13 protein-coding genes are annotated in these 16,857 nt (G+C 69.4%); 9 read left to right on the top strand and 4 right to left on the bottom strand.

Going from position 1 to position 16,857, the window contains the following annotated elements:
- Positions 1-49: 49 nt before the first annotated feature.
- Positions 50-1,120 carry a substrate-binding domain-containing protein gene (locus AB3X07_RS14745; RefSeq protein WP_369939348.1) on the bottom strand — a complete coding sequence of 357 codons (1,071 nt, stop codon included), beginning with the start codon at positions 1,118-1,120 and terminating at the stop codon, positions 50-52.
- 191 nt (positions 1,121-1,311) lie between these two features.
- Between AB3X07_RS14745 and AB3X07_RS14740 the strand changes: the two genes are divergently transcribed.
- The 5 genes from AB3X07_RS14740 (at position 1,312) to AB3X07_RS14720 (ending at position 8,156) form a co-directional block, all read left to right on the top strand.
- Positions 1,312-2,994, top strand: a complete 1,683-nt coding sequence (locus AB3X07_RS14740; protein WP_369939346.1) for an OFA family MFS transporter — start codon at positions 1,312-1,314, stop codon at positions 2,992-2,994.
- A 17-nt stretch (positions 2,995-3,011) separates the two neighbouring features.
- Positions 3,012-3,851 carry a formate dehydrogenase accessory sulfurtransferase FdhD gene (gene fdhD, locus AB3X07_RS14735; protein WP_369939345.1) on the top strand — a complete coding sequence of 280 codons (840 nt, stop codon included), beginning with the start codon at positions 3,012-3,014 and terminating at the stop codon, positions 3,849-3,851.
- Entirely contained in the window at positions 3,848-6,196 is a 2,349-nt protein-coding gene (locus AB3X07_RS14730; RefSeq protein ID WP_369939344.1) for an FdhF/YdeP family oxidoreductase, read from the top strand. Before fdhD ends, AB3X07_RS14730 begins: the two co-directional genes overlap by 4 nt.
- A complete protein-coding gene (locus tag AB3X07_RS14725; protein WP_369939343.1) occupies positions 6,186-6,434 on the top strand; it encodes a hypothetical protein in 249 nt (82 codons plus the stop codon). Before AB3X07_RS14730 ends, AB3X07_RS14725 begins: the two co-directional genes overlap by 11 nt.
- Positions 6,435-6,875: 441 nt before the next feature.
- Positions 6,876-8,156, top strand: coding sequence for an MFS transporter (locus AB3X07_RS14720; protein WP_369939342.1), 1,281 nt, complete (start codon positions 6,876-6,878; stop codon positions 8,154-8,156).
- Positions 8,157-8,165: 9 nt separating this feature from the next.
- Here the strand turns inward: AB3X07_RS14720 and AB3X07_RS14715 are convergent, their stop codons facing one another.
- Positions 8,166-9,473 carry an NAD(P)/FAD-dependent oxidoreductase gene (locus AB3X07_RS14715; protein WP_369939340.1) on the bottom strand — a complete coding sequence of 436 codons (1,308 nt, stop codon included), beginning with the start codon at positions 9,471-9,473 and terminating at the stop codon, positions 8,166-8,168.
- Between the two features lie 91 nt (positions 9,474-9,564).
- Positions 9,565-10,944, bottom strand: coding sequence for a glutamine synthetase family protein (locus AB3X07_RS14710; RefSeq protein WP_369939339.1), 1,380 nt, complete (start codon positions 10,942-10,944; stop codon positions 9,565-9,567).
- A gap of 255 nt (positions 10,945-11,199) precedes the next feature.
- Here AB3X07_RS14710 and AB3X07_RS14705 point away from each other — a divergent pair, with 255 nt between their 5' ends.
- Together AB3X07_RS14705 and AB3X07_RS14700 are read left to right on the top strand one after the other, a co-directional pair.
- Positions 11,200-11,955: a gamma-glutamyl-gamma-aminobutyrate hydrolase family protein gene (locus AB3X07_RS14705; RefSeq protein WP_369939338.1), complete on the top strand. Its 756-nt coding sequence runs from the start codon at positions 11,200-11,202 to the stop codon at positions 11,953-11,955.
- 10 nt (positions 11,956-11,965) lie between these two features.
- Positions 11,966-13,348 carry a glutamine synthetase family protein gene (locus AB3X07_RS14700; protein ID WP_369939336.1) on the top strand — a complete coding sequence of 461 codons (1,383 nt, stop codon included), beginning with the start codon at positions 11,966-11,968 and terminating at the stop codon, positions 13,346-13,348.
- Between the two features lie 412 nt (positions 13,349-13,760).
- Here the strand turns inward: AB3X07_RS14700 and AB3X07_RS14695 are convergent, their stop codons facing one another.
- Positions 13,761-14,300, bottom strand: coding sequence for a hypothetical protein (locus AB3X07_RS14695; protein WP_369939335.1), 540 nt, complete (start codon positions 14,298-14,300; stop codon positions 13,761-13,763).
- Here AB3X07_RS14695 and AB3X07_RS14690 point away from each other — a divergent pair.
- Together AB3X07_RS14690 and AB3X07_RS14685 are read left to right on the top strand one after the other, a co-directional pair.
- On the top strand, positions 14,253-15,617 hold the full coding sequence (locus AB3X07_RS14690) for an aspartate aminotransferase family protein (RefSeq protein ID WP_369939333.1): 1,365 nt from the start codon (positions 14,253-14,255) through the stop codon (positions 15,615-15,617). The two genes, AB3X07_RS14695 and AB3X07_RS14690, sit on opposite strands and share 48 nt — an antisense overlap.
- Positions 15,618-15,716: 99 nt before the next feature.
- A complete protein-coding gene (locus AB3X07_RS14685) occupies positions 15,717-16,853 on the top strand; it encodes a polyamine ABC transporter substrate-binding protein (protein ID WP_369939331.1) in 1,137 nt (378 codons plus the stop codon).
- The last annotated feature ends 4 nt before the right edge of the window (positions 16,854-16,857 follow it).

Here is a 16,857-nt window from a genome sequence, read left to right as displayed (position 1 = left end):
CGAGGAGGGAAGGGCGAGGCGAGCGTCCGCATGGCCGGCGTCGCGGTGTTCAACATCCGGCGAACGCCTCGGCCACGCTTTGCACGCGGCCGCAGTCGCGCGCGTCGTAGCCGGGCAGCAGGCCGAGCTCGTACTGGAACGTCTCGCTGCGCAGCAGATCCACGATCGGCGCCAGCCGCCCGCTGTCCAGCGCATCGCGGCGGCACAACAGGAAGTAGCGCTCGTCGACGATCGGGATGAAGTCCAGGCCGTAGCGCCGCGCCGGCGGTTCCAGGCCGAAGCCGGCGTCGGCCAGGCCACTGGCGACGTAGGCGGCGACCGCGGCGTGGGTCAGTTCCTCCATGTCCGGGCCATGCAGGGCGTTCGCCGCCAGGCCCTGGCGCGCCAGCAGGCGCTCCAGCAGCAGGCGCGTGCCCGAACCGGGCTGGCGCTGGATGAAGCGGACGTCGGCGCGCAGCAGGTCGGGCAGGGCCTGGATGCGCCTCGGATTGCCCGGCGCCACCACCAGGCCCTGGGTGCGCGTGGCCAGGTGCAGCACGCAATCGCCGTGCGGGTCGAGCCGGTCGCGATAGTGGTCGAGCAGTTCGTTCTCCAGCTCGCCGATCGGCAGATGCAGGCTGGCCAGGTCGCAGGCGTCGTTGCGCAGCGCCGCCAGCGCATCGTCCGGGCTGCGGTACTTCAGGTCCAGCGGCGCGCCGGCCAGCACCATGCAGCGGCGCAGGGTCTCCACCCCGAAGCCGTGCGATGCATGCAGGCGCAGCGGCGCCGCTTCCTGGCGGAACGCGCGCTCCAGTTCGGTCTCCAGTTCGCTGGCCAGGCTTTCCAGGGTCGGCGCCAGGCGCGCGGCGACGCGCTGTTCGGCCCACACCAGGCGCTCGCCGATCGGCGCCAGGCGCGCGCCGCGGCCGCGGGTGGCGCGCAGCAGGGGCTGCCCGAACAGTCGCCGCGCCTCGCGCAGGGTGCCCCAGGCGTAGCGGTAGGACAGCCCCAGCTGGCGGCACGCCGCGGCCAGCGAACCGGTGTCGCGGATCGCCAGCAGCAGCTCCACCAGCCGCGGCGGCAGGCGCTGGCCGTCCTCGGTGCGCAATTCCCACTGCGGCTGGATGGTCACCTTGTACACGCGGTGCGCTCGCAATCGGCTTTTCAAAGCCGATTATTAGACCATCCGACGCTCGGCGCCATCGCGCGTCCGTACTACCCTCGCGACGCGGCGTGGTGCTGCCGCGGCGTCCCCGCCGGCCACGCCTGCATGCGCCCATCCCATCACACAAGGCCGTCGCGGCATCCGTCGCGGCACGCAAGGGGGACCGAATGAGCCATCCGACCAGCGCGACCAGTTCCGCGCACACCGCCCACGTCGGCCTGCTGGCCAAGGAACGCATCGTCGCCGGACCCGGCTTCAACCGCTGGCTGGTGCCACCGGCGGCGCTGGCGATCCATCTGTGCATCGGCATGGCGTATGGCTTCAGCGTGTTCTGGCTGCCGCTGTCCAAGGCGCTGGGGGTCGCCGAGGCGGTGGCGTGTCCGCCCGACATGGGCTTCCTGGCGCGCATCGTCTCGGCCAGCTGCGACTGGAAGATCAGCGAGTTGCAGTGGATGTACACGCTGTTCTTCGTGCTGCTGGGCTGCTCGGCGGCGCTGTGGGGCGGCTGGCTGGAGCGTGCCGGCCCGCGCAAGGCCGGCGTGGTCGCGGCGCTGTGCTGGTGCGGCGGGCTGGTGATCTCGGCGCTGGGCATCCACCTGCACCAGATCTGGCTGCTGTGGCTGGGCTCGGGCGTGATCGGCGGCATCGGCCTGGGGTTGGGCTACATCTCGCCGGTGTCGACGCTGATCAAGTGGTTCCCGGACCGCCGCGGCATGGCCACCGGCATGGCGATCATGGGCTTCGGCGGCGGCGCGATGATCGGCAGCCCGCTGGCCGACGCGCTGATGCGGCATTTCGCCAGCCCGGCCTCGGTGGGAGTGAAGGAGACCTTCCTGGTGATGGCCGCGCTGTATTTCGTGTTCATGATGGCAGGCGCGTTCGGCTACCGGGTGCCGCCGAGCGGCTGGACGCCGGCCGGCTGGACCGCGCCGGCGGCCAGCGCCAACGCCATGATCACCACGCAGCACGTGCATGTGCGCAAGGTCTGGGGCATCCCGCAGTTCTGGCTGCTGTGGGGCGTGCTGTGCCTGAACGTGTCGGCCGGCATCGGCGTGATCGGCATGGCCTCGCCGATGCTGCAGGAAGTGTTCGGCGGCCGCCTGATCGGCGTGAACGCCGGCTTCGCCAGCCTGGATGCGACGCAACTGGCGGCCATCGCCGCCATCGCCGCCGGTTTCACCGGCCTGCTCAGCCTGTTCAACATCGGCGGCCGCTTCTTCTGGGCCAGCATGTCCGACAAGCTCGGCCGCAAGCACACCTACACGCTGTTCTTCGTGCTCGGCATCGTGCTGTACGCGGCGGCGCCATGGGCCGGCAAGATCGGCGGCACCGCGCTGTTCGTCGGCATCTTCTGCGTGATCCTGTCGATGTACGGCGGCGGTTTCGCCACCATCCCGGCCTACCTGGCCGACCTGTTCGGCACGCAGATGGTCGGCGCCATCCACGGCCGCCTGCTGACCGCCTGGGCCACCGCCGGCATCCTCGGCCCGGTGGTGGTCGGCTACATGCGCGAGTACCAGCTCGGGATGGGCGTGCCGCCCTCACAGGTGTACAACACCACCATGTACATCCTGGCCGGGATGCTGGTGCTGGGCCTGATCTGCAACCTGCTGGTGCGGCCGGTGGCGGCCAGGCACTTCATGACCGCGCAGGAGCTGGCCGCGGAGAAGCAACTGGCGCACGAGAAGGTCGGCGGCAGCGGCCAGGCGGCGCTGGATCCGGCGCAACTGGCGCAGGTCGGCCACGGCGGCAATCCGCTGCTGGTGGCGCTGGCCTGGCTGGCGGTCGGGGTGCCGATGCTGTGGGGCATCTGGGTCACCCTGCAGAAGGCGTTCGTGTTGTTCCATTGAGTCGGAGGCAAGTCACCATGGATTCGCGCGCCTCTTCCCGGCCCGGCGCCGTCGCGCGGAGCGTGCGCCGCCATCGCGACGGGCGCACCGCCACGACCCAGGATCTGCTGGCGGCCGAGGTGCCGGTGGCGTTCGCCTACAACGGCGAACCGTTCGTGGTGATGATGGCCACGCCGGAGGACCTGCACGATTTCGCGCTGGGCTTCTCGCTCAGCGAAGGCATCGTCGCGGCGCCGGCGCAACTGCAGATCGCGGCGGTCGATACGTACCTGGAAGGGGTGTCGCTGCACCTGCGAATCCCGCCAGCGCAGGCGGCGGCGTTGCAGGCGCGACGCCGCAACCTGCAGGGCCGCAGCGGCTGCGGGGTGTGCGGCAGCGAATCGATCGAGGCGGTGCTGCGCGCGCCGCCGCCGCTGCCGGACGGCGCCGCGATCGCGCCGGCGGCACTGGCCCGCGCCTTGCGCGCGTTGCGCCAGCAGCAGGCGCTGAACGCGCTCACCGGCGCCACCCACGCCGCCGGCTGGGCCGATGCCGACGGCGGCCTGCGCCTGGTGCGCGAGGACGTCGGCCGCCACAACGCGCTGGACAAGCTGATCGGCGCGATGGTCGGCGCCGGACTGGATCCGGCCGCGGGGTTCGCCGTGATCACCAGCCGCGCCAGCTACGAGATGGCGATGAAGGCCGCGCAGGCCGGCATCCCGCTGCTGGCCGCCATTTCCGCCCCGACCGCGCTGGCGGTGGCACTGGCCGACAGCGCCGGCCTGACCCTGATCGGCTTCGCCCGCGACCACGATTACGTCGTCTACAGCCATCCGCAGCGCCTGACCCAGGCCGAGCACGCCGGAGAGCCCGCATGAGCAAGAAAACCATCCAGCCCTACACGCAGCCGGCCGGCGGCTGGGGCGCATTGCGCGCGGTCGCCAGGCACCTGATGGAGCAGGACGTGGCGGTGCAGGGCGCCAAGACCCTGCTGCACGCCAACCAGCCCGACGGCTTCGACTGCCCCGGCTGCGCCTGGCCGGACCGCGACCACACCTCGACCTTCGAGTTCTGCGAGAACGGCGCCAAGGCGGTGGCCGCCGAGTCCACCGCGCGCCGCGCCGGACCGGACCTGTTCGCGCAGTACAGCGTCGCGCAGTTGGCCAAGTACAGCGACTACTGGCTGGAAGGGCAGGGTCGGCTGACCCATCCTATGCGCTACGACAGCGCCAGCGACCACTACGTGCCGGTGGGCTGGGACGACGCGTTCGCGCTGATCGCCACGCACCTCAACGGCCTTGCCTCGCCGGACGAGGCGATCTTCTACACCTCCGGGCGCACCAGCAACGAGGCCGCGTTCCTGTACCAGTTGTTCGTGCGCGAGTTCGGCACCAACAACTTTCCGGATTGCTCGAACATGTGCCACGAGCCATCCGGCACCGCGCTCAAGGCGCAGATCGGGGTGGGCAAGGGCACGGTGTCGCTGCACGACTTCGAGCTGGCCGACGCGATCTTCATCTTCGGCCAGAACCCGGGCACCAACCATCCGCGCATGCTCGGCGAATTGCGCCAGGCGGCCAAGCGCGGCGCGGCGATCGTGTCGTTCAATCCACTGCGCGAGCGCGGCCTGGAGAAGTTCGCCGATCCGCAGGACAAGCTGCAGATGCTGCACAACGGCTCCACGCGGATTTCCTCGGACTACTTCCAGCTGAAGATCGGCGGCGACCTGGCCGCGGTCAAGGGCATCATCAAGCACGTGCTGGAACGCGACGCCGAGGCGGCGCGGGCGGCGCGGCCGCGGCTGCTGGACCTGGAGTTCATCACCCAGCACACCGCCAACTTCGACGCCTTCGCCGCCGAAGTGATCGCCGAGCCGTGGGCCACCATCGTCGAGGAATCCGGGCTGAGCGAGGCCGAACTGCGCCACGCCGGCGAGATCTACCTGAAGTCGGAGCGGCTGATCGCCTGCTGGGGCATGGGCATCACCCAGCACAAGCATTCGGTGGCGACGATCCAGATGATCGCCAACCTGCTGCTGCTGCGCGGCCACCTCGGCCGCCCCGGCGCCGGCGCCTGCCCGGTGCGCGGCCACAGCAACGTGCAGGGCGACCGCACGATGATGATCTACGAGAAGCCGCCGGCCGCGTTCCTGGACCGGCTGCAGGCGGTGTTCGGGTTCGCGCCGCCGCGCGCGCCGGGCTACGACACGGTCGGCGCGATCGAGGCGATGGCCGATGGCCGCGCCAAGACGTTCTTCGCCATGGGCGGCAACTTCGCCACCGCCACGCCGGACACCGAGGCCACGCATCGCGCGTTGCGCCGCTGCGACCTCACCGTGCACGTCACCACCAAGCTCAACCGCAGCCATCTGGTGCACGGCCGCGACGCGCTGATCCTGCCGTGCCTGGGGCGCACCGAGATCGATATCCAGGAGGCCGGGCCGCAAGGCGTCAGCGTCGAGGATTCGATGAGCATGGTGCACCTGTCGGCGGGGATCAATCCGCCGGCCTCGCCGGAGTTGCTGTCGGAACCGGCGATCGTCGCGCGCCTGGCCGAGGCCACGCTCGGCAGCCGCAGCGCGATCCGCTGGCGCTGGCTGGTGGCCGACTACGATCGCATCCGCGACCTGATCGCGCAGATGTTCGACGACTTCGCCGACTTCAATGCGCGGGTGCGGGTGCCGGGCGGCTTCCGCCTGTCCAACGGCGCGCGCGACCGGGTCTGGGACACGCCGGAAGGGCGCGCGGTGTTCAAGCCGCACGCGGTGCCCACCGACAACCCGATCCACCGCGCGCGCCGGCAACGTCCCGGGCAGCCGGTGTTCACCCTGGCCACCACGCGCTCGCACGATCAGTACAACACCACGATCTACGGGCTGGACGACCGCTACCGCGGCGTGTTCGGCGAACGCCGGGTGCTGTTCATCAACGCCGCCGACATCGCCGACCTGGGCTTGCAGGCCGGTGCCTGGGTCGATCTGGAAAGCATCGGCGAGGACGGCGTGCGGCGCCAGGCCAAGCGTTTCCTGCTGGTGGAGTACAACATCCCGCGCGGCTGCCTGGCCGCGTACTACCCGGAGACCAACGGCCTGGTGCCGTTGTCCAGTTTCGCCGACGAGGCGCGCACGCCGACCTCCAAGTCGATCCCGGTGGTGGTGACCCCGCACCTGGCCGAGGCCGCCGACGCGTCCCCGCGCGACATCGGCGTGGCGCTTGTCCGCTGATCCGGCGCTGACGCGGGCACTGTTCGAGGCGCTGGCGGTGGAACCGCAGGGCGTGGCGCTGGCGCGGCTGTGCAAGCGCACCGGCGTGCGCATGAGCGTGCTGCTGCGCACCCTGGCCTGGCTGGGCGAGGCGACCCTGGACGGACGCCCGGGGCCGGGCTGGATCCGGGTGGAGACGCGTGGCGAACGCGAGGTGGCGGTGCTGACCGAGGCGGGGCGTGCGCAATTGTCGCGGTGAGTGCGGGCCAGTGCGGTGCGCGCGTGTGGCGGGCCGATAGCGTCTCGCGTTGCTCTCGACGGACGTCGCAGGAAGTGCGTGGGCGCGCTTGGATGGGCATGCGACGGCCCAGCGGTCCGGTGGCGCGCAGGCCGTGAGCGAGGTGCGCGCAGTTGCGCCTCAGTGATGGCTTTGTCGCGCTGCGACGCCTCGTAGTGCGCGTGATGCCGGCGTTGCAGCGCGAAGACCTGCAAGCGGATCGGCGAGACGAGATCGCTCCATCGCGTCGCTCTCGGCGGCGATTCGGCGCCGCGCGTCGGTACGACCACCACAACCACCACCATCACGATGATGGCGTGACCCTGCGCACCACACTGTCCGCAGCCAAGCACCGGTCCGTGTCTCGCCCACCGTTCCACCGATCTGCCAGAATCCGGCGGTGCCCCCGTCGATGTCGAGTCCATGACCGCTGCCGCGCTTCCCGCTTCGCCCCGCAACTCGCCACGCCGCGTGCTGGTGGCCAGCCTGGTCGGCACCACCATCGAGTTCTTCGACTTCTACATCTACGCCACCGCCGCGGTGCTGGTGTTCCCGACCCTGTTCTTCCACGCCGGCGACCCCGACGCGGCGCGGCTGCAGTCGCTGGCGACCTTCGCCGTGGCCTTCGTCGCGCGGCCATTGGGCTCGGCGCTGTTCGGCCATTTCGGCGACCGCATCGGGCGCAAGGCCACCCTGGTCGCGGCGCTGCTGACCATGGGCCTGTCGACGGTGCTGATCGGGCTGCTGCCCAGCCACGACAGCATCGGCACGTGGGCGCCGGCGCTGCTGGTGCTGTGCCGCTTCGGCCAGGGCCTGGGGCTGGGCGGAGAGTGGGGCGGGGCGGTGCTGCTGGCGACCGAGAACGCGCCGCCGGGCAAGCGCGCCTGGTACGGCATGTTCCCGCAGTTGGGCGCGCCGCTGGGGTTCCTGCTGTGCTCGGGCATCTTCCTGCTGCTGGGCGAGGTGCTGAGCGACAAGCAGTTCATGCAATGGGGCTGGCGCATTCCGTTCGTGGCCAGTTCGCTGCTGGTGGTGACCGGGCTATGGGTGCGCCTGCGCATCCACGAGACCCCGGATTTCCAGCGCGCGCTGGATCGCGACGAGCGCGTGCGGCTGCCGATGTGGACGGTGCTGTCGCGGCATCCGGGGGCCATGTTGCTGGGGACGCTGGGGGTGTTCGCCACCTTCGTGCTGTTCTACCTGATGACCGTGTTCGCGCTCGGCTACGGCACCTCGGCGCTGGGCTACAGCCGCGAGCAGTTCCTGCTGCTGCAGATGGTCGGCATCCTGTTCTTCGCCGCCGGCATCCCGCTGTCGGCGCGCTTCGGCGACCGTCGCGGCACGCGCCTGGCGATGATCCTGGCCAGCGTCGCCATCGTCCTGTTCGGGCTCGGCTTCGCGCCGCTGTTCCAGGCCGGGCAGCCGTGGCAGGTGCTGGCGTTCCTGTCGCTGGGGTTCTTCTTCATGGGCCTGACCTACGGGCCGTGCGGCACTCTGCTGGCCGAGCTGTACCCGGTGCCGGTGCGCTACACCGGCGCGTCGCTGTCGTTCAATCTGGCCGGCATCATCGGCGCGGCGCCGGCGCCGTACGTGGCCAGCTGGCTGGCCCAGCACTACGGCTTGCAGTGGGTGGGCTACTACCTCAGCGCCACCGCGGCAGTGACCTTGCTCGCGCTGTTGGCGATCGGCGCCGCGCGGCGCTGACAGCGGCGCTCACCACAGCGCGTCGCGCAGCTTGTACCAGGACATCGCCGCCACCAGCAGCGGCGTGCGCAGCAGGCGTCCGCCCGGGAACGGCGCATGCGGGATGCGCGCGAAGACGTCCAGGCGCTGCGCCTGCCCGGCGATGGCCGCGGCGATGACCGCGCCGGCCAGCCCGGTGGCCGCCACGCCGTGGCCGGAGAACCCTTGCGCGAAATACACGTTCGGAGTGAGCCGGCCCCAGTGCGGGGCGCGGTTGCGGGTGATGTCGACGTAGCCGCCCCACACGTAGTCCAGTTCGACCGCGCGCAGTTGCGGGAACACCCGGCGCATGCGCCGGGTCATGACCCCGCGCAGGCCCGGCGGCGGCAGCGACGAGTAGCTGGCGCGGCCGCCGAACAGCAGGCGGTGGTCGCGGCTGAGCCGGAAATAGTCCAGCGCCCAGTTCACGTCGGCCACCGCCATGTCGTTGCCGATCAGCTCGCGCGTCAGCGCTTCGCCCAGCGGCGCGCTGGCGCCGATATAGGTGCCGACCGGCATGATCCGCGACTCCAGCTCCGGGGCGATGCCGCGTAGCCAGGCATTGCCGGCGAGGATCGCGAAGTCGGCCTGGACCTCGCCCTGCGCGCTGCGCAGGATCGGCCGCGCGCCGCGCACCAGCGCGGTCACCGGCGATTGCTCGTAGATGCGCACGCCGGCCGCCAGCGCCGCGCGCGCCAGTCCGTGCGCGTACTCCAGCGGGTGCAGGTGACCGCTGGCCGGGTCGTACATCGCGCCCAGATAGCGGTCGCTGCGCAAGTGGTCCTGCAACTGCGCGCGGTCCCACCACTGCAGCGGATAGTCGTAGCGCTGCGCCATCTCGACGATGCCGTCCTGCAGCGCGCGCGCCTGGCGCGGCTTGATCGCCACGTGCGCATGGCCGTCGCGCCAGTCGCAGGCGATGGCGTGGCGGTCGATGCGCTCGCGCAGCAGGCGCATGCCGTCGCGCGAGAAGTCGAACAACAGGCGCGCGTCCGCCTCGCCGAGCAGCGTTTCCAGCGTGTGCTGCTCGCAGCCGTAGCCGACGATGGCCTGGCCGCCGTTGCGCCCGGACGCGCCCCAGCCGACCCGCTGCGCCTCCACGATCGCGACCCGGTAGCCTGCCTCGGCCAGCGCCAGCGCCGCGCTCAGCCCGGTATAGCCGGCGCCGAGGATGCACACGTCGGCGTTGACCTGCCCCTGCAGCGGCGACTGCGCCGGAAGCGGGCTGGCGCTGTCGGAGTACCAGGAGCTGCCGGGAGTGGGGAATCGGGAATGGGGAGTCGCGGACGCGGCTGTCATGGCGGCGAGGTAGCGAGAAGGGCCGTCATGGACTCGGGCTCCGAAGCTGTACCGTTGCTTTTTCCATTCCCCATTCCCGATTCCCGGCACTTCACACCGTCCGCAGATACCAGCGGTAATCCAGGTCGCTCACCTGTGCCTGGAAGTCCAGCATCTCGCGCTGCTTCTGCTGGCCGTAGACGTGGCGGAAGCGGGCGCCGAACTGCTCGGCGACGAAGTCGCTGGCGAGGAAGTCGGCGATCGCGCCGCGCCAGTCGGGCTGGCGGATCGCGGTCTGCGCATAGGCATTGCCCTGCACCGGCGGACCCGGATCGTGACGGTGCCGCAGGCCGTGCTCGATGCCGGCCAGCACCGCCGCGGCGACCAGGTAGGGGTTGGCGTCGGCGCCGGCGATGCGATGTTCGATGCGGGTATTGGCCGGATCGCTGTGCGGCACGCGCATCGCCACGGTGCGGTTGTTGAAGCCCCAACTGTCGTTGAGCGGCACGAAGGCGTTGGCGACGAAGCGGCGGTAGCTGTTGGCGTGCGGGGCGAACAGCAGCAGGCAGTCGTCGGCGCTGCGCTGCAGGCCGCCGATGGCGTGGCGCAGGGCGTCGGCCGGCGCCTGCGCGGTGCCAGTGAAGACATTGGCGCCGTCCGTGTCGAGCAGGCTCACATGCAGGTGCATGCCGCTGCCGGACTGCGCCGCGAACGGCTTGGCCATGAAGCTGGCGAGCAGCTCCTGCTGCTGCGCGATCGCCTTGATCGCGCGCTTCAGCAGCACCGCGTCGTCGCAGGCGGCCAACGCGTCGGCGCGGTGCTTGAGGTTGATCTCGAACTGGCCCGGGGCGTACTCGGCGACCGCGGTGTCGGCCGGAATGCCCTGCGCGCGGCAGGCCTGCGCGACCGCGTCGGTGAAGCCGCGCTGGTCGTCCAGTTCCTGCATGTAATAGACCTGGGTGCTGTCGTTGCGCAGGCCGGTGCGCGCCTGCAGCGGCGGCTGCGGCCGGCCTTGCGCATCGGCGCGCGGATCGAACAGGTAGAACTCCAGTTCCACCGCGATCACCGGTGTCAGCCCGCGCGCGCGCAGCCGCGCCAGCACCCGCGCCAGCACCTCGCGCGGGGCGAAATCGAGCGGGTCGCCGGCCTCGTCGCGCATCGCCAGCAGCAACTGCGCCGACGGCACCGGCGCCCACGGCACCGGCCGCAGGGTGCCGGGGATCGGGAAGCACAGGCGGTCCTCGTCGCCGATGTCGTAGCCCAGGCCGGTCTCCTCGACCGTATTGCCGGTGATGTCGGTGCCGATCAGCGACATCGGCAGGCACACCCCGTCGCGATACACCTTGTCCAGCGCGTCGCGGGTGATGCGCTTGCCGCGCAGCAGGCCGTTGCCGTCCGGCAGCAGCAGGTCGATCTGCTCGCAGTCGGGCAGGCGCTGCAGGGTGCGGGCGTCGTCCGGGGGCAGGTGCGGGGCGTCGTGCGTGCGGGTCATGGCGGCGGCCTGCGGGAGTGGGCCGAGCTTAGCAGAGCCGTATGCGTGTCAAGAATACTCAACAGGCGCTGGCCGCTGTGTAGGGTGGACGGATCTCGCCTCGCCGGGCTCCACCCCTGCGATCGGCGGTCCTGCCGCCGCCTGTCGCCTGCGCGCCGCGGCAGTGCGTGTCCGTCCCCGCCGCGCACGGCGGCGGTGTGTTGTAAAAATAAAACGCCCGGGGTAAGTTGCCGGCACGCCACACGAGTTCTTCGCATGGCCGTATCGCCCCTGGTCGGCGTGCCGACCGATCGCAAGCTCATCGGCCAACATCCGTTCCTGGTCACCGGGGAAAAGTACCTGCGCGCGGCGGTCGATGGCGCCGGCGTGACCCCGCTGTTGCTCCCCTCGTTGCAGCCGCCGATCGCGCCGCGCGACTGGCTGGCGCGGCTGGACGGCCTGCTGCTGACCGGCGCGATCAGCAACATCGAACCGCACCATTACAGCGACGAGCCGAGTTGGCTGGGCAATCCGCACGATCCGGCGCGCGACGCCAACACGCTGGATCTGATTCCGCAGGCGATCTCGCTCGGCCTGCCGATCCTGGCGATCTGCCGCGGCTTCCAGGAAGTCAACGTCGCCCTCGGCGGGACCTTGCACCAGAAGGTGCATGCGGTGCAGGGACTGTCCGATCACCGCGAGGACCCCCAGGCGCCGCTGGAGCTGCAGTACGCGCCGGCGCACGAGGTGACGTTGAGCGAGGGCGGCTGGCTGGAGGAGATCGCCGGCCGCGGCCATGCGCGGGTCAATTCGCTGCACGGGCAGGGCGTGGCCCGCCTCGGCGGCGACCTGATCGTGGAGGCGCGCGCGCCGGATGGCCTGATCGAGGCGTTCCGCGGCATCGGCCCCGGCTTCCTGCTCGGCGTACAGTGGCACCCGGAATGGCGCGTGCTCGACGATCCGTTCTACCTGGGCATCTTCCAATCCTTCGGCGATGCCTGTCGCCACTACGCGGCTCGCCGCACGCACTGAAACGATCCCCATGGCCAGCCGCCCGCGCTCCCGCAAGAACACCCCCGAACAGCAGGAAAGCTCGCTGCGCCGCTGGCTGAAAGATCGCCACATTACCGAGGTCGAGTGCCTGGTGCCGGACATCACCGGCAATGCGCGCGGCAAGATCATCCCCGCCGCCAAGTTCTCGCACGACTACGGCACGCGCCTGCCCGAGGGCATCTTCGCCACCACCGTCACCGGCGAGTATCCCGACGACTACTACGACCTGACCTCGCCGTCGGACTCGGACATGCAGCTGCGCCCGGACCCGGACACGGTGCGGATGGTGCCGTGGGCTACCGATCCTACCGCGCAGGTGATCCACGACTGCTACACCAAGGATGGCCAGCCGCACGAACTGGCGCCGCGCAATGTGCTGCGCGGCGTGCTGGAGGCGTATGCCGCGATCGGCTTCAAGCCGGTGGTGGCGCCGGAGGTGGAATTCTTCCTGGTGCAGAAGAACACCGATCCGGATTTCCCGCTGCTACCGCCGGCCGGGCGTTCGGGCCGGCCGGAGACGGCGCGGCAGTCGTACTCGATCGACGCGGTCAACGAGTTCGATCCGATCCTGGACCTGATGTACGACTATTGCGACGCGATGGAACTGGACGTGGACACCTTGATCCACGAATCGGGCGCGGCGCAGCTGGAGGTCAACTTCACCCATTCCGACGCGCTGTCGCGCGCCGACCAGGTGTTCCTGTTCAAGCGCACCATGCGCGAGGCGGCGATGCGCCATGGCGTGTACGCCACGTTCCTGGCCAAGCCGATGGAGAACGAGCCGGGCAGTGCGATGCACATCCACCAGAGCCTGGTCGACAAGCACGGCAAGAACGTGTTCAGCGGCCGCCGCGCGGGCGAGTACAGCCGCACCTTCGCGCATTACCTGGCTGGCCTGCAGAAGTACGTGCCGATGGCGATGGCGTTGCTGGCGCCGAACGTCAATTCCTACCGCCGGCTGATGTTCGGCGAGGTGTCGCCGAGCAATGTGCTGTGGGGCTTCGACAACCGCACCTGCGGGTTGCGGGTGCCGATCGACACGATCGAGAACATGCGGGTGGAGAGCCGTTTCGCCGGTTCCGACGCCAATCCGTATCTGGCGATGGCGGCGACGCTGGCCTGCGGGCTGCTGGGCATCCGCGAGAAGCTGGAGCCGACCGCGCCGATCAGCGGCAACGGCAAGGAGATGGGTTTCCAGTTGCCGCGTTCGCTGGGCGAGGCGCTGGACGAGCTGGAACGCTGCGCGCCGTTGCAGCAGTTGCTGGGGCCACGTTTCGTGCGTGCGTACATTTCGGTCAAGCGCAAGGAGTACGAGACGTTCTTCCGGGTGATCAGTTCGTGGGAACGGGAGTTCTTGTTGTTGAACGTGTGAGGTCCGCCCTTGCTTGCGATGGCGGATCGAGAAGGCATGCAATCTCATGCTGTTGCTGTTGCTGTTGCTGCTTTGCTTTTGATCTACCGGGCCCCCTCAGCGCGGCAGGTCCGGCGGGCGAATACCCGAAGGGCGACGCGCAGGATGCGCGTCGTTTTTCGCCGGCACATGGATGTGCCGTCGAAAAATGCCCGCCGGGCCTGCGGACCCGGAGCGCGTAGCGCGGAGGGCGCGCTGCGGGGTGTGCTTTCTTTTGGTTACTTTTCTTTGCACAAGCAAAGAAAAGTAACTCGCCGTAAGGCGAAAGCTTTGCTGTTGCTTTAGGTTTTGCGTGCCGGATCAAGAGGGAACTGTAGGAGCGGCTTCAGCCGCGACAGACGTCTGGTACAGCCTGTCGTGGCTGAAGCCACTCCTACAAGAGCGCTAGAGCAAAGGCTTCCGCCTGGCGGCGGGTCACTTTTCTTTGCTCGTGCAAAGAAAAGTAACCAAAAGAAAGCACGCCCTGCCGAGCGCCTTCCGCGCTGCGCGCTCCAGGTCCGCGTCCATGACGGGGATTCGCGGAAGGGGCATCCTGCCCCTGCCGCGAACGGCGCACATCCATGTGCGCCGCCCCTGCGGGGTTTTTCCCCGCCATGGCCGCCGCTCGGAAGGGAACCCGGTAAGTCAAAAGCAAGAGCAACAGCCGCAGCAACAGCAACAGCAACAGCAACAGCAACATCACCAGCGAGGGCAACAGCGAGAGCAACAGCAACAGCCAGAGCAACAGCCAAAGCCAAAGCCAAAGCCAAAGGCAGTAAAGGCGACAGCTAGATCCGAAGCGCAAGCGAAGCGGCGACAGCCGAGACGACAGCAACAGCGACAGATTCAGCAACAGCGACAGCACAGCAACAAGCATGGAGTGGACATGGATCGGATAGACACGCGGGCCCTGCAGGACCTGGATGCGGCGCATCACCTGCACCCGTTCAACGACAACGCCGCCCTGGCGCAGAAAGGCACCCGCATCCTCACCCGCGGCGACGGCGCCTACGTCTGGGACGCCGACGGCAACAAACTGCTCGACGCCTTCGCCGGCCTGTGGTGCGTCAACCTCGGCTACGGGCGCAAGGAACTCGGCCAGGCCGCCGCGCGGCAGATGGAGCAGTTGGCGTACTACAACAGCTTCTTCCAGTGCACCACCGAGCCCACCATCCGCCTGGCCGCCAAGCTCGCCGAGCTCACCCCCGGCGACTTGAACCATGCCTTCTTCACCAACTCCGGGTCCGAGGCCAACGACACCATCCTGCGCCTGGTGCGGCACTTCTGGGCGGTGCAGGACCAGCCACGGAAGACCATCTTCATCGGCCGCCACGACGGCTACCACGGCACCACCATGGCCGGCGCCAGCCTCGGCGGGATGAAGGGCATGCATCGCCAGGGCGGCCTGCCGATCCCCGACATCCACCACATCGATCCGCCATACCCGTTCGGCGACGCCGGCGACCTGGACCCGGAGGAATACGGGCTGCTGGCCGCGCGAAGGCTGGAGGACAAGATCCTGGAATTGGGCCCGGAGCGGGTGGCCGCCTTCATCGGCGAACCGATCATGGGCGCGATCGGCGTGTACATTCCGCCGCGCAGCTACTGGCCGGAGATCGAGCGCATCTGCCGCCGCTACGACGTGCTGCTGGTCGCCGACGAGGTGATCTGCGGCTTCGGCCGCACCGGCGACTGGTTCGGCGCGCAGCACTTCGGTTTCCAGCCCGACGTGATGACCATCGCCAAGGGCATCACCTCCGGCTACATCCCGCTCGGCGCGGCGATGTTCGGCGACCGCGTGGCCACGGTCCTGAAGGAGCAGGGCGGGGAGCTGGCGCATGGTTGCACCTATTCGGGGCATCCGGTGTGCGCGGCGGTGGCGCTGGAGAACCTGCGCCTGCTGCAGGACGAGGGCATCGTCGCGCGCGCGCGCAGCGAGATCGCGCCGTATCTGGCGCAGCGCTGGGCCGAGCTGGGCGAGCACCGGCTGGTCGGCGAGGCGCGCATCGTCGGCATGATCGGTGCGCTGGAACTGGTCCCGGACAAGCCGCGCCGGCACTACTTCCCCGAGCGCGGCAAGGTCGGCGCGCTGTGCCGCGACCACGCCCTGCGCCGCGGCCTGATCCTGCGCGCGACCAACGATGCGATGCTACTGTCGCCGCCGCTGATCCTCAGCCGCGCCCAGGTCGACGAACTGTTCGACAAGGCCTGGCTGGCGCTGGAGGACACCGCCCAGGCGCTGGGCAAATAGGCCGGCGCTGGTTAGTCTGGAAGGGGTGACCCCATCACCGGCGGCGCCGCGCGCGGCCGGTATCTTCCGATCTTCCCCATGGACCTGCGGAGACCTGCAATGAAGCTGCGACTGCTCACTCTTTCCCTCTCCGCGGCGTTGCTCGCCGCCTGTGGCGGATCCGGCGGCGGCGAAAGCGGCGGCCAGGGCGGCAAGCCCGCGGCGGGCGGGGAGCAGGTGCTCAACGTCTACAACTACTCGGACTACATCGCCGAGAACACGATTCCCGATTTCGAGAAGCAGACCGGTATCGCCGTCACCTACGACGTGTTCGACAGCGACGAGATGGTGGAGACCAAGCTGCTGGCCGGCGGCAGCGGCTACGACGTGGTGGTGCCGACGCTGAACTTCTTCGGCCGGCAGATCCAGGCCGGGGTGTTCCTGCCGCTGGACAAGAGCAAGATTCCGAACCTGGCCAACCTCGATCCGCAGATCATGCAGCGCATCGCGCAGCAGGATCCGGACAACAAGTACGGCGTGCCGTACATGGTCGGCACCACCGGCATCGGCTACAACGTGGACAAGGTCAAGGCCGCGTTCGGCAGCACCGACATCGCCAACAGCTGGGACCTGGTGTTCAAGCCGGAGAACCTGGCCAAGCTCAAGGATTGCGGCGTGACCCTGCTGGACACGCCCTCGGACCTGATCCCGATCGCGCTGCATTACCTGGGCGAGGATCCGCACAGCACCGATCCCGCCAAGATCGAGAAGGCCGCGGCGCTGATCAAGGGCATCCGCCCCTACGTGCAGAACTTCCACTCCTCGCAGTACGTGACCTCGCTGGCTAACGGCAGCACCTGCCTGGCGGTGGGCTGGTCCGGCGACATCATCCAGGCGCGCGATCGCGCCGAGGAAGCCAAGAACGGCGTGCACGTGGCCTATTCGATTCCCAAGGAAGGCGCGCCGCAGTGGTTCGACATGCTGGCCATCCCCAAGGACGCCAAGCATCCGGAGAACGCCTACAAGTTCATCAACTACCTGTTGACCCCGGAGGTGGCCGCGGCCAACAGCAACTTCATCCATTACGCCAATCCGGTGCCGAAGGCGACGCCGCTGGTGGATGCGGCGATCCGCAACGACCCGACCATCTATCCGCCGCCGGAGGTGGCGGCGAAGATGTTCACCTATTCGATCAACCCGCCCGAGGTGGACAAGCTGTATACCCGCCTGTGGACGGAGATCAAGACCGGCCGCTGAGCCG

Source organism: Xanthomonas sp. DAR 35659, from assembly GCF_041242975.1.
In the GTDB taxonomy this organism is placed as follows: domain Bacteria; phylum Pseudomonadota; class Gammaproteobacteria; order Xanthomonadales; family Xanthomonadaceae; genus Xanthomonas_A; species Xanthomonas_A medicagonis.
Note: the sequence above shows the minus strand (reverse complement) of the source record. Positions and strands in the feature narration are given on the sequence as shown.